Raw genomic sequence first — 14,742 nt, forward strand, 5'->3', positions numbered from 1 at the left:
CCATGTTACCTTTTGTGAGTTGGGATCGAATATCCTGATACGCTAAAAGGAACGCCATCATGATCCACAAAACACTTCTCGCCTTCATCGCTGCGCTGTTTATCACGGCACCTGCCGCCGCAATGGCCGCGAAGCCCCCGATCTATACGGGCGTGCTGTCGAACGTTGCATTGGGTGAGTATGATGCCGTGTCCTTCTTTGACGGCGCGCCGAAAAAGGGTTCCGCAAGTTTCAAGAGCACGTGGAACGGTGCAGACTGGTATTTCGTGTCGGCGGCCAACAAGGCCCGCTTTGACGCAGACCCCCAAGCCTTTGCACCCCAATATGGCGGATACTGTGCCTGGGCCGTGGGGCAGGGCTATTTGGCCAAAGGCGACCCGCGTTACTCCACCATTGTTGCGGGCAAGCTCTATCTGAACTTCAATGACGATGTGCTGTCAAAGTGGAAGGACGATATTCCGGGCAATATCCGCGCAGCGGACGCGAACTGGCCGGACGTTCTGGACAGGTAAGAGAGAGGGCGTGTTGAGGGCATCTGGTCGGAGTGGCCGGATTTGAACCGACGACCCCTTGACCCCCAGTCAAGTGCGCTACCAGGCTGCGCTACACTCCGACGCCAGACGCCGCCCCGGCTTATGGGTGTCCATCCGGGGCAGGGGCGGGCTATAGCAGCGGCGGGCGGCGGTCAGCAACCTTTTCCTTTGCCCGCCAAGGCGGAAAATCACCGATCTTCCGCTGCGTAATCCGAATAAAAGGCGTCGAGCGCTGGCTTGATCCGCCGCGCAAGCAGCCGTGCCCCTTCATGGGTCAAATGGTTATTGTCGCGATAGACCATCTGGCCGTCCATACGCGCGCGGCAATAGGCTTCGCCCGGTGGACAGAAGATCGGTGCCATGTCGGCGAAGGTGACGAGCGGCCGGGTCGACAGGGATTTGAACAGCGCCTGTGCATGGGCCAGCCGATCCAGAGACTGCATTGCCGTATAATATGGGGTGCACGGCTTGGAATTGCCCCACCGGATGCGGGTCTCACAGCGCCAGAAATCATCGCCATGCTCCGGCACCTGACCCATGATCAGAACAGGGATACCTTGCGCCGTCAGGCTCTCGATCCAGCGGGTGAGGGAGGCGTCAAAAACAGCGCGCGCATTCTCGACGGTCTGGAACTCCTCGGCCGTCTGGCCCGGCCACGCCGCATAGCGACGGGTGTGCAGGAAGGCGCGTTCCCGATCCGTGAAGCGGGTTTCTGTATAGTTGGCCCACCGCGATGCAAGAACCACGGCATCAAAATCAGGCGCGATGGCTTCAATCTGCTCGCCATAGGTCTGGCAATAGCCCTCAACCCCGCGCGAGCCGACAATCGTGGCGCCCGGCAGCGGGGCACAGCTGGCGCCGACATTGACGATTTCAGTGTCGTGATAGAGCGCAAAATCGGAGAGCAGCGTAAGGTAATGACCCGCATGGCTGTCGCCCACCAACAGAATACGGAAGGTCGGGTTTTCCGTTTGGCCCAGCGTTGTCGGATCAGGTTGCGGTTGAGCTTCGACGAAGACCTGACGGGCTTCGGGTGACAGGCGCCACGGCCATCCCTGATTGGCCCAGATGGACGCTGAGATGAAGATGAGGGGTGCCGCAAAGGCAACACAGACCAGGCCAAAGGCGGGCGCACTGAGCGGCTTTTTTACGCCGTCCGCACGCGGATGACGGAACGGCGTCTCCACGAAGCGATACATCAGCTCGGCCAGCACTAGCATGAGAAGACCCAGACCCACCTGTTCGGCAGGGCCGATCAAATCTCCGCCGAACGCATAGGGCCAGAAGACCACGACGGGCCAGTGAACGAGGTACAGGGAATAGCTGATCTGCCCGATACGAACCATGACGGGGTTATTGATGATCTTGCCCACATAGCGGGCCTGACCAGCATAGATCGCCATGGCTGCACCGATGCAGGGCACGAGCGCGTTGGTCATTGGCCATTTCGTGAATTCATCAAAGGCGAACAGGGCATAGCCCATCAGCAGGAGGCCGACAGCCAGGATGATTTCCTTCAGCCAATTCGCAAGCGGGCGGGTATCGCAGACCCAGACCAGAAGCGCGCCGATGCCAAATTCAAAGACGCGGAAGGGCAGCAGAAAGAAGAGCGCCGACCCCTTATCCGCGAAAACCTCGTTCAGGCCCAGGCTGACAAGGCTACCTGCCAGAACAAGGCCAATGACGACTCGCTGGCGAAAATGCGTCAGCAGGAAAACGAAGATGGCGGGCCAGATGAAATAGAACTGCTCTTCAACGCCAAGAGACCAGGTGTGCAGAAGGGGCTTGAGCGCCGAGGCGGCATCGAAATAACCCTTCTCGGTCCAGAAGAAGATGTTCGAGACGGAAAACAGCGCGGACAAGGATGATCCGCCCACACGTTCAAGGTCCGTGGGCGCATAAAGCAGCACGCCGAGCAGGAGCGTGACGGCCACCGTCACCACCATGGCCGGGAACAGCCGCCGCGAGCGTTTGATATAGAAACTGCCGAAGCTGAAGCGCTCCTCGACAACGGCATCACGGATCAGTCGCGTGATCAGGAATCCACTGATGACGAAGAAAATATCGACACCGATAAACCCGCCGCTGAAACTGGTCAGCCCAAGGTGAAAAAGCACAACCGCGCCGACAGCGAGAGCGCGCAGCCCGTCAATGTCGGGGCGATAGCCAAGGCGGCGAACGGGCTGGGTGGTCGACTGTACAGGCGATGTCATCGAGTGGGGCGGCTCGCAATCAGGCTTCTGTCGGCGGTAGGCCGGTATCGAACTCGCTCTAGACCGGGAACACCCGGCCTGCCAACGCCAGTCCAATAAAATGAACCCTAACGCATTATTCTGAACGAAGCCTGACCACTTCTGCGCGAACGTCATGAAGCTGGGTCAGAATGGAGCGTAACTGCTCGGTGGAGATCGTCACCTCGTCGGTGCTGGAACCGGGTGGCTGATTGACGGCGCTGACGGCGTCTTCGGGCGTCATGCCGCTCCTGACGTGGCGCCCGATATCAGAGACAAAGCCTGCCCCTTGGTCCTTGAAAATCTTCTGGACGCCTTTGGTCGTGTATCGCTCTCCGTGCAGGAGCGCTTTGACGCCGCAGATCAATTCCAGGTCCTGCACACGATAATAACGTCGCCCGCCAGCCCGCCGCATCGGACGGATCGCGCCAAAGGTTTCTTCCCAATGACGCAGCACATGTTGAGGCAGGTCGAGTTCTTCTGCGGCCTCAGAAATGGTCCGAAAGGCGTCTGAAGCTTTCTGGGCCATTAGCTGGCCGATGCAGTATTCCCGCGCATGCTCTCGTTGATCCGTTCCTTGAGCACATGGGACGCACGAAAGGTCAACACGCGGCGGGGCGTAATGGCGACTTCTTCACCGGTCTTCGGATTACGGCCAATCCGCTCGTTCTTGGAGCGGACCTGAAAAGTGCCGAACGAACTCAGCTTGACCGTTTCACCCTGTTCGAGACGCTGGGCGATCGTGTTCAGGACGCTTTCCACCAGCTGCCCTGATTCATGGCGGGACAGTCCCACAGCCTGATAGACAGCGTCGGTCAGGTCGGCTCGTGTTCTTGTCTTTGCCATGTGCGTCTCCATAAAGAGGTCAAGTTTGGCCTCTGGTATCATTAACGTCAACGTTTCTGCTGTGTTTCAGTGGCTTAGAAGCGGAAAAGTGCGGCGCCCCAGGTCAGGCCGCCCCCCATGCCCTCAATCATGATCAGGTCGCCCTTCTTGATCCGCCCATCATCGCGGGCGGTGTGGAAGGCGAGGGGAATGGATGCGGCGGAGGTGTTGCCGTGCTGGCCGATCGTGGCGACCACCTTGTCGCCGTCAATGCCGAGCTTGCGAACGACGCCGCCGATGATCCGCTGATTGGCCTGGTGGGGCACGAACCAGTCGACCTCAGATAGCGCAATGTCGGCAATCTTGGCGGTTTCCACCATGGCCCCGGAGATGCGATCCACGGCCTCGCGGAAGACCTTGTTGCCCTCCATCTTGACGTGCCCGGCCTTGCCGGTCGTTGAGACGCCACCATCGGTGTACAGAAGATCAACCATTGACCCGTCGCAGCGAAGATGGCTGGCCTTAATCGTCCGATCACCTGCTTCTTCCACGGTCTTGCGGGTCATGACGAAGGCACCAGCGCCGTCCCCGAACAGGACGCAGGTCCGCCGGTCTTCCCAGTCAAGGATGCGTGAGAACGTCTCGGCGCCGATAATCACGGCGGTCTTGTTCTGACCACTGATCAGAAACTTCTCCGCGATCGACAGAGCATAGACAAAGCCCGTGCAGACGGCGTTGACGTCGAAGGCCGCGCCCTGCTTGACCCCCAGCTTGGCCTGCACGATGGCGGCGGTGGCCGGGAAGGTGAGGTCGGGGGTCGCGGTTGCGACGATGATCAGGTCAATATCGCCCGATTCAAGGCCGGCATCGGCAATCGCATTGCGGGCGGCTTCTGCCGCCAGATCTGACGTATATTGACCTTCCGCAGCGACGTAGCGCTGTCGGATTCCGGTCCGTTCGGTAATCCATTCGTCACTCGTATCGACTGTCTTTGACAGCTCTTCATTGGTGACAGCGTGGGCGGGCAGGGCAATGCCGCTACCAACAATGGCAGCGGTGAAGGGCATCTGGGAACTCATTCAGCAACAGCCGACAGAGCGGCCTCCTCACGGGCAACACGCTCTGCGGTGCGGGTTTCGACTTCATCAACGGTCCGGGCGATTTCGTCCTGAAACGGATGTTTTGCCAGATTTTCGGCGACCCTGATCGCTGAACACATACCTTCAGCATCCGCACTGCCATGGCTCTTGATCACGATGCCGTTCAGGCCGAGCAGGGGCGCGCCGTTGAAATTCGACGCGTTCATCCGGGCCCGCAGTTTTTTCAGTGATCCCATCAGGAGAAGCGCGCCGAGCTTGGACAGAAGGTTTTCGGTCAGTGATTCCTTCAGCCACGTGCCCATCTGACGCGCAGTGCCTTCTGCGGTTTTCAGGGCAATATTGCCGGTAAAGCCGTCGGTCACGATGACATCGACGACACCCTTGCCGATATCGTCGCCTTCGACAAAGCCGCGGAAGTTCATGCCGGTCTCGGCTTCGCGCAGGGTGGTGGCGGCGAGCCGGATCAACTCGTGCCCCTTCTGCTCCTCAGCACCGACATTCAGCAGGCCAACTTTCGGCTTCGCCTCGCCGGTGAGGGCGCGGAAATAGGCCTCGCCCATGATCGCAAACTGCACCAGCTGCTTGGCATTGACCTCGACATTCGCGCCGACATCCAGGACGACGGACCGGCCGGTACGCGTGGGCCAGACCGCCGTGATCGCCGGGCGATCTACACCCTCGATCATGCGCAGCTGCAATTTCGACATGGCCATCAGCGCGCCGGTATTGCCAGCGGAAATCACCGCATCGGCCTCGCGGGCTTTCACGGCTGCGATTGCCGACCACATGCTGGAATTCCGGCCACGGCGCAGGGCGCCTGTCGGCTTGTCGTCCATGGTGATGATGTCGTCGGCATGAACGATCGAAACAGCGCCGAGCGCCTGACCCTTGGCCTCGACCAGAGGTTTCAGATCGTCCTCACGGCCATGCAGGATCACATGAGCATCCACCCCCGACCGCCGGGCCAGCGCCAGCCCATCAACCACAGCCGTGACGCCGCCATCGCCACTCATGGCATCGATGGCCAAACGAACCGCAGGTCGGTTGTCGCTGGAAGGGTCGGTCATAATCAGGCTTCTTTCCGCATATCCGCGCGGGGGGCTCATAACGTGCTTGGGCAGCAGCGCCCATCCCTCACCTTAGGACGAAGGGGAGTTCGTGGCAAAATATTACCCGTTTTGCCATGAACAATTGGCCATGCATTACGCAGGCAGGATCGGGTCTTCGATCATCTTGGCTGAGCGCAGCCAGAAATCCTCGTCAAAGCCGGGAATTTCGAGGTTGGAGATGAACTGCTTGGCGGCTGCGTCCCATGAGAATTTCATGGCGTGGGCACGGCAGGCGGCGGGATCGCGTTCTTCCAGGGCTGTCATGCAGGCAACTTTGAGATCCTCATCAAGGCAGCCGGCACCCTTCGGCGCGTGCTCCATGATCTCAAGCGGACCGCGCACGGGATAGGCCGCCACCGGGACACCGCAGGCCAGGGCCTCGACATTGACGAGCCCGAACGTGTCGGTGCGGGAGGGGAAGACGAATACGTCCGAGGCGCTGTACCGCTTGGCCAGTTCGTCGCCATAGTGCTTCCCGTCGAAAACGACCTTGGGATATTTCTTCTTCAGCTCCGCTTCCTGCGGTCCGGCGCCCACAATGACCTTTGTCCCGGGCAGATCGAGGTCGAGGAAGTCTTCAAGTGTCTTCTCAACCGCAATCCGGCCGACATAGGTGAAGATCGGCTTGGGCAGGTGGTCATAGACGTCGGACTCGATGACCCGGAACTGCTCGGTGTCAACGCCCCGTTCCCACAGGCGAAGATTGTTGAAGCCGCGGCCGCGCAATTCTTCCATCAGGCCCGGCGTAGCCACCATCATGGCCTCGCCATGTTTGTGGAAATCGCGCAGCAGGGCGTAGCCCCACTCAATCGGGAATTTCCAGCGCTCATTGGTATATTCGGCAAACCGCGTGTGAAATGACGTGGTGTAAGGGTATTTCCGGCGACGGCAGAACCGGCGTGCAGCACGGCCGATCGGCCCTTCGGTCGCGATATGGATCGCGTCCGGTTTGAACTCGTTGATCATCGCCGCGACTTTCCGATTGGGGAATAGCGACAGGCGGATCTCCGGATAGGACGGCATGGGGACGGACTTGAAGTCCTGCGGGGTGATGTACATCACCTCATTGCCGAATTTGGTCAGGATGCGTCCGAGGGTGTCGAGGGTGGTCACCACGCCGTTCAATTGCGGTTTCCAGGCGTCAGTCGCGATGACGATCTTCAATCCCGATTGCGCGTTGGGCATCGGGAACTTCTGGCGAGGCCCCGTCAGGCGCCGAACTTTGCCGCCAATGGCTTTGATACGTCCGGATCGCGGTGGGGAAGGGGGGGTGTCTGTCATGAAGCACCATCTAAGGGAGATCAGCCAGCGCGACAATCACTTCTGGGCGCCGCGGCCATGTCCGTTCATCATTAAAGCAGCCAGTAGCATGCAAAAAATGTTTGCGATATCATCATATTATTAGGTGATAGATGTTTCTGAGAACGTTTTCATGCAAATTTGACGCTAAAAAGGAGCGAGTTTTGGCGGAATTATGCTTTTTGTACTGCAGCGCACAAAAGTGGTTGCGCTCGAGACTAAGGGAGGCTTATTATATATTCAGCGACTGAGGTCGCTTTGCCCTTCTGGGCGTTTCCTCCCTAAGACTTGCCGCGGCCTTGCGCCGCGGCCTTTTTTTTGCGCCACATTTGCAGCGGCGCATGGTGGTCTCAACAAAGGGAAATCGGCACTATTCGGCCGCTGATTGCTCCAGCGGGCTGGCGGCGTCAATTACTTTGACAGCAGCGCTCTTGAGCCGATCGCGCAGCGTGTCAAACCGTGCGGGGCGCGGGCGCACCTGGGCTTCGTGCATGTAGAGGCTTCGGTTCAGTTCGATCTGGAGAACATGAACGCTTGCGGCAGGCTGACCATAGAGCGATGTGACGTGCCCACCGGCATAGGGGGCATTGCGAGAGACTGTCAGACCTTCATCGGCCAGCGCCTGCTGCCATGCATTGACCATGGTCGGGCCACAGGACATGCCATACCGATCCCCCAACACGACATTTGGCAGGTTCTGGCCGCCACCGACCGATGCCGAGGGCATGGAGTGCCAGTCAATGACGAAGGCCACGCCGAACCGTGTGCGACATTCCTCGATCAGGGCCTGAAGCGCTTCGTGATAGGGCCGATAGCACCAGCGCAATCGCTGGTGGGCTTCGCTGGCGGGCAGGCGTTTGGCATAGATCGGACGACCTTCCGCCGCCAGTCGCGGGATGACGCCAAAGCCTGCCATGACGCGGTTTGACTTGATCTCCGCACCTTCGCTCGGGGAGGTCGTGAACATCTGCGGATCGATCTCGCGCTCATGGCGGTTCACATCAACGAAGACGCGCGGAAAGCGGGCGGTCAGAACCGGCACGCCGAGGCTGTTCACGTCACTGAGTAGTTCATCCACATAGGCATCTTCCGACCGGCGAAGATCGGGCAGGTGCAGAATCGAATCGTCGAGGAAACGCTCGGGATAATCGCGGCCGGCATGGGGGCAGGCGAAGATATACGGGCTGCGCCACGCGGCAGGTCGAACGACCGTATGGCCCGGAAAGGCCGCTTTCACGATTTTTGCGACCACATGCCTCTCCACGTCTCGATCGATATGCTGTCACAAATTCGCCGGCGGGGGCAGGCCGAAAACGCAGCGGCCAAATACATTTCCTGTCTACCACCCGATCCGTGAATGCATTAAGCTGACTTTAAGGTCGTTTGGGTTATGGCTAAAGCCTGTATTTAGTTTCTATCGAGGCAGAGACACATGGCGGCAATTTTGCTGGCGGAAGACGATGACAGCATGCGTGGCTTCTTGAAGAAGGCACTGGAAAAAGCTGGTCATGTGGTGGTCGATTCGGCCCAGGGTGATGAAGCCCTGAACGAACTCCAGCTGCGTGAGTTCGACCTGTTGCTGACAGATATTGTCATGCCGGTCATGGACGGGATCGAGCTGGCGCGACGGGCGACAGATATCGACCCGCATATGAAGATCATGTTCATCACCGGCTTTGCGGCCGTTGCCCTGAATCCGGCCAACCAGGCCCCGCGTGATGCGAAGGTGCTGTCCAAGCCTTTCCACCTGCGTGATCTGGTGGACGAAGTCGACCGGATGCTCGCCGCCGCGTGAGTTGAGGTCAGATCACTGAATAGAAAGCCGACGGTCATCGTCGGCTTTTTTTATGTCAGTAATAGAGCCGATAGCGCCTGCGATCCTCTTCGCTCACGCGATGGCCAAATCTCTTGAACCACATCCAGCGGGCTTCCTGGACCTGCCAATAGGCGTCTTCCGCCGCGTCATAGGCGATGGCGCATTGCCGAGCCGTCTCGATTTCTATGGGCGCAGGTATCGGCGCGCCGAATATCTCGAAGTTTTTGGGGTTGAGATCACGTGACGTCTTGGGATGGATCAGTAGATCGGGTGGCGGCGGGAACGGATACGTCCAATCGTCATAGGACACAGGGATCTGCTGGTATTCAGACTCGTCGATGTAGAAGTAGTTGGCCCGCATGAACGGCGGAATTGTCTGTTGCATCTGCGCCATGGTGGGGGTGCTGTAGGGAATCAGGACTGATTTCAATGCCAGCAGCGACCAGAAACTGATGGCGAGAATGGCAAACAGCAACAGCGCGACGAGGGCGTTCGTCCAGTTGCGGACGCGGCAGGTGGAGATACCCCACCACAGAACCAATCCCACCAGCGCGTAGCCCGTCATGTGAATGAGGCTGACATGGCTGTGCCAGCCCGAAACCCAGGTAAACGCCAGCCGACAGGCCGGCATCGATGATAGGGAGAATAGCCAGAGACAGGTATTCAGGGCCGCGAAAATGAGCACGCTGATCATCAGCGGCCAGTCGACTGGATTCGCACCCTGCTTCGCCAGGACAAAGGCCCGTCTGAGCATTCCTGTGATCTCCCACCTCGCCCGGGGCCAGCGTGGCATTGGACGTCAGCGCTGGCAATTGATCGGCCTCAGAAATCGCCGGGCGCGACCTGGGCACAGACGATGCCTTCCTCGCGCCACATGGCGACCACCTTGTCCCGGTCATCGAAGATGATGTCGGGACGCTGATCACACGCGCGCAGCCAGCCGCGTTTCAGGACGTCGTCGGGCGTGGTATCGCCGTCGCGGCGCATAGTCAGCGGGATGCTGCCAAGGCCCACATTCTCCAGCCACGCTTCGGTCTCCGCGCGCACAAGGTCGCTACGACCCGACCAGATTTCGACCCGGTACCCCGGAAGGCGACTGAGGGTTTGGGCAAGGCGAATGACGGGTTCATGCGGCTCATCGTCGACGCAGGCCCGAAAAAAGGCATTCCAGTCCCGCTTCTTGCCGGAGATCAGTGGACGGCGATGCTCCACCAGGGCGAGGGTACCGTCGAGGTCAAAGACAACAAACATGGCCCCATTCTAGGTTTGACCCTGCCGGTTTTACCAGCGTCAGTTTTGCTTGAATTTGCGTTCGCGATCGGGTACTCGCGCCTCTCTCCGGGCGCATAGCTCAGTGGTAGAGCACTGCCTTCACACGGCAGGGGTCCGTGGTTCGAACCCACGTGCGCCCACCACGATCTTGATCGTGGTCCACCCGGTCGGACATCCCACAGCACCGCTGCAATTTATACGACAAATCCTCGTTTTGAGCTGGCGTCCTCCAAGGCGCGCCGCTGCATTTTTCGACGTTTTTACAGGCTGAGTTCACCGCCAATAAACGACTGCCACGGTAAGACACTCTTGACCTTAACTGCGGCGTTGGACTTGAAATGCACGAAGAACGCATGGGCCAGAATTACCAGCAATTTGCTGAGACCTTTCTCAGGCATGCGCCCTCTGCCATCGCGATGTTTGACCGTGATATGCGATATCTCGTCGTCACGGATCAGTGGATGGCCGACTATCGGCTGTCCGATCACGATCTGATCGGCCGCTCTCACTACGAGATTTTTCCTGAAATTCCAGACGACTGGAAGGAGATGCACCAGCGGACGCTGAGCGGGGAAACGCTGTCGTCGGAGGCAGACCCCTTCCTGCGCGCGGACGGTACCCTCGACTGGGTCAAATGGCGCAACGTCCCGTGGTACGCCGCGGACGGGCAGGTCGGCGGTATCATCATGTTCACCGAGGTGGTGAGCGACCAGATGTTGATGCGCCGAGCGATAGAAAGCGCGGTCGACGGTATCGCGACCATTGGTCTGGATGGCCAGTTCCAGGCGGTGAATGACAACTGCACCCAGATGTTCCTCACTGAGAAAAGCACGATGCTTGGCCACGCCCTGGAAGGTTGTGTGCACACCGACTATCGTGACAGCTATGTTTCCCTGCTGGAGCAGGCGAGGGACGAGGGCCGGGCCGTCGGCGAATTGCGCATGGTGCGCCACGACGAAACCGCGTTCTATGCCCGGGTGACACTCGTCGCCAACTTCACACGCGATGGGTCGCCCACGACGTATTACTGCTTCTTGCAGGATATCTCTGATCGCCGTCAGAAGGAAGATGACCTCAAGGCCAAGTCAGACCTGCTGGAACTGACCCAGAATTACGCCGGCATCGGTCACTGGTTCGTCGATACAACAGACAACAGCCTCTTCTGGTCAGACGAAGTGTTTCGCCTGCACGGCGTTGATCCTGCTGAGGGGGCGCCGCCCCTGGCGGACGCGATCAATTTCTATCACGAGGACGATCGGGCCGTGGTCACGGAGGCCGTCGAACGGTGCGTCAGCGAGCTGACGTCATTCGAGTTTGAACGCCGGATCGTCTCGCGCCAGGGGCGGGTCCGTTGGGTTTACTCCCGCGGCGAATGCCGTCTGGATGAGAAGGGTCAACTGGTCGGCATCTTTGGCATCTTCCAGGATATCACCGAACGCCGACGCGTTGATATCAAGGTGCGCGAGATCAAGGAGCACTATGAACTGGCAACGCGCAGCGCAGGCGTCGGTGTGTGGCAGACCTATCCCGACACGAGACGAACCATCTGGTCACCGCTCATTCGGCAACTCCTTGCGCCAGAATCCTGTGAGAAAAGTGACCTTGACGGTCTTGTCCGTGAACGCATCGATCCGCGTGATCGGGCTATGGCGGAACGGATCCTGAAATCTGTCAGCGATACGGGCGGCAAGCGCACGGCGACCATCCGGATGCGCGGGGAAAACGGCAAACTCGTCCGGGTCCTGTTGCGCGGTGACGTTGTGAAACGGGCCGACGGCAGCATTGCGTCCATTGCCGGGTCATTTCTCGATGTCAGCGAAGAATCGTCCCGCAACGAAGTCCGGGAGATGGTCTGGGATATCCTGATCGATCCCACCGTTCCCTATGACCAGAAATTCAAGGCCGTGCTCACCCATTGCATTGATCATATGGGCATGGAGCAGGCGGCCATTATCCTCAAAACCGGGACAGGGCATGAAGTGCTCGCCTCTGTCAGTAACGTCAGTCACAAGACGATTGGGGCTGTCGGCGGCAAATTGCTGGCCGAGTCACTCGCTGCTCGGCGGCCCAAGGGAGCGCTGCTTGGCGTTGAGTCCCTGTCCACCGACTTTGATACACCGCCGGCCGCCGCCTATCTGTCTGTTCCCATCTATATCGATGCCAAGCCCCAGGGTGTTGTTGCCTTTCTGTCTGATAGCGCAATGCCAAAGACACTTGGCCGCGAAGACATCGAATTTGTTCGGGTGATCGCGAGCTGGTTCGGCTTCAAGATCAGCCGTCGTCAGCAATTGGCTCATCTTGAGCGCAGCGAGGAGCGCTTTGCCCTGGCCGCGCAGGGCTCTGCAGTTGGTATCTGGGACTGGGTCGACGTCAATGGCACGGCAGAGATCTGGTCCGACCAGTTCTATCGCCTGCTTGGCTATGAGCCGCACGCCATCACAGCATCGCTGCAGACATTCAAGAGCCTTCTGCACCCTGATGACCGCGATGCAACCTTCGCGGCGGTGCAGAACCATCTGAGAAACAAGGTGCCATTCCGTTGCGAATATCGTCTGCGCTGCAAGAGCGGCCTTTACCGGTGGTTCCTCGGTACAGGGCAGGCGGTCTGGGACGACGAGGGCAAGCCACGCCGCATGATCGGGTCGATCATGGATGTCCATGACCAGAAGCTCGCCCATCAGCTCAAAGATGAATTTGTCTCGACCGTTTCGCATGAGCTGCGCACGCCGCTGACATCGATTGTCGGCGCCATGGCGCTCGCCCGATCGGGCCGCCTCGGGGCGATTGATCCGGTCATGAACGATCTTTTGGGAATCGCCGCCAAGAATGGCGAGCGTCTGCTTCATCTCATTGATGATATCCTCGACATCGAGAAAATATCAGTGGGCGGTATGCGTTTTGAAATGGGCGAGGTCGAGATCGACCGCGTCATTGCGACTGCCGTCGAAAGCTCACAGTCCATGGCGGACAGTTCTGGTGTGCGCCTGCATGTCGATATGGGAGAAGAACCACCGCAGATTGAAGCGGACCCGGACCGACTCCATCAGCTGCTGACAAACCTCCTGTCGAACGCCATCAAATTCTCGCGGCCGGATACGGATATTCGTATTTCGCTGCGCGCGGAAGATGAGGCGGTCAGTGTCGATATCGTGGATCAGGGTTGCGGTATTCCCACCGCAGACATGGAGCGTATCTTCGAACGCTTTGTGCAGGGAAATTCGACCGACGCCCGTGGCGCGGAAGGCACGGGTCTTGGCCTGTCCATCTGCCGCGCCATTGCCCGCGGGCATCAGGGCGAGATTACCGTGCAAAGCCGTGTCGGCGTGGGCAGTACTTTCACTGTGACATTGCCGCGCCGACAGATGCTGGCAATTGGGGACAGCGTGTCGGTGCAGGAGGAACCCCGGGATACCGACATGCCGCGGATTCTTCATATCGAAGATGATCTGGACACCGCAGAACTGATGGCGGCGGTGATTGGCCCCGCCATTGAGGTTGTGAACGTCAGCTCCATCAGTCAGGCCAAGCACATGATCATGAATGCGGAGTTCCACATCGTTCTGCTCGACCTGGTGCTTGGTGAGGAGCGGGGTGAGGATTTCATCGACTTCCTCGCACGCAGGGAAAAATCACGGACAGAGGTCATCGTCTATTCCGTTGATGCCCACGGCATTCGCACCCTGCCGCAATTCGTCACCGGCCTGTTCCTGAAATCGGCCGTGCGGCCAGAAGAGGTGACGAAGGAACTTTATAATATTTTCCGGCGTAAAGGGTACGCCATGCCCACCATCAGGCTCAACGACGAGAGGATCGCTTCGTGAACGTGCTAAGAACCATCGTCTGCGTTGAAGATGATCCGGATATCCGGACGATCATTGAACTGTCTCTGTCCCATGTCGGTGGCTATGAGGTTCATATCTTTGAAGATGGCCCGACGGCGTTGCTTGAAATCGACAAGGTCAGTCCAGACCTTATCATTCTCGATGTCATGATGCCGGGCATGGATGGATTCGAAACGCTCAGCTATCTGCGGCGAATGTCAAAAACCGAGGAGACGCCCGTTATTTTCATGACGGCGAAGGCGCAAAAAAGAGAAATTCAGCGCTATATCTCGGCGGGGGCGATCGATGTGATCATCAAGCCATTCGACCCGATGACCCTGTCGGGAGAGGTCCAGCGCATCTTTGACCAGTGGCTTCTGGCGCCTGCCGTCCAGACGGTCGGCTAGTCCTTAATCCGTATCGCCATCATTGCGTCGATCAGACGTGTGATCATCTGGCCAACATTGTCCCGTGTCCCGTCGTTGAGCAGTTCACAGAGTGCGACTTCAGCGGCGCGGGCGTATCGGCTGACCAGCGTATAACCAAAGACTCCTGCGGAGCCGGCGAGCTTGTGGCAGACCCGCTCCAGCTCAGCGATGTCCGTCGGCGAGCCGCGGCCGTCTTCAATACGCTGCCAGCTATCCGTGATGTCATCCGCGCCAAGCCGCAGATTCGCCGCGTAGTGGGCGCGGATGTCGTGGGTGTCGACGGGCTTTTGCGGTTCTGCGATCATGCT

14 protein-coding genes and 2 tRNA genes are annotated in these 14,742 nt (G+C 59.0%); 5 read left to right on the plus strand and 11 right to left on the minus strand.

From position 1 onward, the window contains the following. Positions 1–59: 59 nt before the first annotated feature. The gene (locus RUI03_RS03565) at positions 60–512 is read left to right on the plus strand and encodes a YHS domain-containing (seleno)protein (protein ID WP_317288916.1); all 453 of its coding nucleotides are present in this window, start codon (positions 60–62) and stop codon (positions 510–512) included. A 24-nt stretch (positions 513–536) separates the two neighbouring features. Here RUI03_RS03565 and RUI03_RS03570 read toward each other — a convergent pair. The 8 genes from RUI03_RS03570 to RUI03_RS03605 form a co-directional block, all read right to left on the minus strand. Continuing rightward, positions 537–613: transfer RNA gene (locus RUI03_RS03570), tRNA-Pro, on the minus strand. A 108-nt stretch (positions 614–721) separates the two neighbouring features. Further along, positions 722–2,746: an acyltransferase family protein gene (locus tag RUI03_RS03575; RefSeq protein ID WP_317288917.1), complete on the minus strand. Its 2,025-nt coding sequence runs from the start codon at positions 2,744–2,746 to the stop codon at positions 722–724. 115 nt (positions 2,747–2,861) lie between these two features. Continuing rightward, positions 2,862–3,293, minus strand: a complete 432-nt coding sequence (locus RUI03_RS03580) for a MerR family transcriptional regulator (RefSeq protein WP_317288918.1) — start codon at positions 3,291–3,293, stop codon at positions 2,862–2,864. Next, positions 3,293–3,622 carry an integration host factor subunit alpha gene (locus RUI03_RS03585; RefSeq protein ID WP_317289632.1) on the minus strand — a complete coding sequence of 110 codons (330 nt, stop codon included), beginning with the start codon at positions 3,620–3,622 and terminating at the stop codon, positions 3,293–3,295. Before RUI03_RS03585 ends, RUI03_RS03580 begins: the two co-directional genes overlap by 1 nt. A gap of 62 nt (positions 3,623–3,684) precedes the next feature. Next, the gene (locus tag RUI03_RS03590) at positions 3,685–4,656 is read right to left on the minus strand and encodes a beta-ketoacyl-ACP synthase III (protein ID WP_317288919.1); all 972 of its coding nucleotides are present in this window, start codon (positions 4,654–4,656) and stop codon (positions 3,685–3,687) included. 8 nt (positions 4,657–4,664) lie between these two features. Further along, the gene (plsX, locus tag RUI03_RS03595; protein WP_317288920.1) at positions 4,665–5,756 is read right to left on the minus strand and encodes a phosphate acyltransferase PlsX; all 1,092 of its coding nucleotides are present in this window, start codon (positions 5,754–5,756) and stop codon (positions 4,665–4,667) included. A gap of 135 nt (positions 5,757–5,891) precedes the next feature. Next, positions 5,892–6,962: a glycosyltransferase family 4 protein gene (locus RUI03_RS03600; protein WP_410795913.1), complete on the minus strand. Its 1,071-nt coding sequence runs from the start codon at positions 6,960–6,962 to the stop codon at positions 5,892–5,894. 505 nt (positions 6,963–7,467) lie between these two features. Then, on the minus strand, positions 7,468–8,349 hold the full coding sequence (locus RUI03_RS03605) for an N-formylglutamate amidohydrolase (RefSeq protein ID WP_317288922.1): 882 nt from the start codon (positions 8,347–8,349) through the stop codon (positions 7,468–7,470). A gap of 180 nt (positions 8,350–8,529) precedes the next feature. Between RUI03_RS03605 and cpdR the strand changes: the two genes are divergently transcribed. Next, positions 8,530–8,892 (plus strand): cell cycle two-component system response regulator CpdR, encoded by a 363-nt coding sequence (cpdR, locus tag RUI03_RS03610; protein WP_317288923.1) that lies wholly within the window; start codon positions 8,530–8,532, stop codon positions 8,890–8,892. Positions 8,893–8,947: 55 nt separating this feature from the next. Here cpdR and RUI03_RS03615 read toward each other — a convergent pair whose 3' ends face one another. Together RUI03_RS03615 and RUI03_RS03620 are read right to left on the minus strand one after the other, a co-directional pair. Beyond that, positions 8,948–9,667 carry a hypothetical protein gene (locus RUI03_RS03615; protein WP_317288924.1) on the minus strand — a complete coding sequence of 240 codons (720 nt, stop codon included), beginning with the start codon at positions 9,665–9,667 and terminating at the stop codon, positions 8,948–8,950. A gap of 68 nt (positions 9,668–9,735) precedes the next feature. After that, positions 9,736–10,164, minus strand: a complete 429-nt coding sequence (locus RUI03_RS03620; protein WP_317288925.1) for a hypothetical protein — start codon at positions 10,162–10,164, stop codon at positions 9,736–9,738. A gap of 89 nt (positions 10,165–10,253) precedes the next feature. Here RUI03_RS03620 and RUI03_RS03625 point away from each other — a divergent pair. From RUI03_RS03625 to RUI03_RS03635, 3 genes are all read left to right on the plus strand, one after another. Beyond that, positions 10,254–10,328, plus strand: a tRNA-Val gene (locus RUI03_RS03625). Positions 10,329–10,523: 195 nt separating this feature from the next. Further along, the gene (locus RUI03_RS03630; protein ID WP_317288926.1) at positions 10,524–14,006 is read left to right on the plus strand and encodes a PAS domain-containing protein; all 3,483 of its coding nucleotides are present in this window, start codon (positions 10,524–10,526) and stop codon (positions 14,004–14,006) included. Then, complete coding sequence (locus RUI03_RS03635; protein WP_317288927.1) at positions 14,003–14,413, plus strand: response regulator; 411 nt, start codon at positions 14,003–14,005, stop codon at positions 14,411–14,413. Before RUI03_RS03630 ends, RUI03_RS03635 begins: the two co-directional genes overlap by 4 nt. Here the strand turns inward: RUI03_RS03635 and RUI03_RS03640 are convergent. Then, positions 14,410–14,739, minus strand: a complete 330-nt coding sequence (locus RUI03_RS03640) for an Hpt domain-containing protein (RefSeq protein WP_317288928.1) — start codon at positions 14,737–14,739, stop codon at positions 14,410–14,412. The two genes, RUI03_RS03635 and RUI03_RS03640, sit on opposite strands and share 4 nt — an antisense overlap. Between the last annotated feature and the right edge of the window lie 3 nt (positions 14,740–14,742).

Origin of the sequence: Parvularcula sp. LCG005 (assembly GCF_032930845.1) — a bacterium.
Classification (GTDB): domain Bacteria; phylum Pseudomonadota; class Alphaproteobacteria; order Caulobacterales; family Parvularculaceae; genus Parvularcula.

What these genes read in the sequence shown, in the direction of transcription:
- cpdR (WP_317288923.1), top strand. Translation starts at nt 8,530, where the DNA reads ATGGCGGCAATTTTGCTGGCGGAAGACGATGACAGCATGCGTGGCTTC.
- RUI03_RS03585 (WP_317289632.1), bottom strand. Translation starts at nt 3,622, where the DNA reads ATGGAGACGCACATGGCAAAGACAAGAACACGAGCCGACCTGACCGAC.
- RUI03_RS03640 (WP_317288928.1), bottom strand. Translation starts at nt 14,739, where the DNA reads ATGATCGCAGAACCGCAAAAGCCCGTCGACACCCACGACATCCGCGCC.
- RUI03_RS03630 (WP_317288926.1), top strand. Translation starts at nt 10,524, where the DNA reads ATGCACGAAGAACGCATGGGCCAGAATTACCAGCAATTTGCTGAGACC.
- RUI03_RS03590 (WP_317288919.1), bottom strand. Translation starts at nt 4,656, where the DNA reads ATGCCCTTCACCGCTGCCATTGTTGGTAGCGGCATTGCCCTGCCCGCC.
- RUI03_RS03620 (WP_317288925.1), bottom strand. Translation starts at nt 10,164, where the DNA reads ATGTTTGTTGTCTTTGACCTCGACGGTACCCTCGCCCTGGTGGAGCAT.
- RUI03_RS03615 (WP_317288924.1), bottom strand. Translation starts at nt 9,667, where the DNA reads ATGCTCAGACGGGCCTTTGTCCTGGCGAAGCAGGGTGCGAATCCAGTC.
- RUI03_RS03580 (WP_317288918.1), bottom strand. Translation starts at nt 3,293, where the DNA reads ATGGCCCAGAAAGCTTCAGACGCCTTTCGGACCATTTCTGAGGCCGCA.
- RUI03_RS03575 (WP_317288917.1), bottom strand. Translation starts at nt 2,746, where the DNA reads ATGACATCGCCTGTACAGTCGACCACCCAGCCCGTTCGCCGCCTTGGC.
- RUI03_RS03565 (WP_317288916.1), top strand. Translation starts at nt 60, where the DNA reads ATGATCCACAAAACACTTCTCGCCTTCATCGCTGCGCTGTTTATCACG.
- plsX (WP_317288920.1), bottom strand. Translation starts at nt 5,756, where the DNA reads ATGACCGACCCTTCCAGCGACAACCGACCTGCGGTTCGTTTGGCCATC.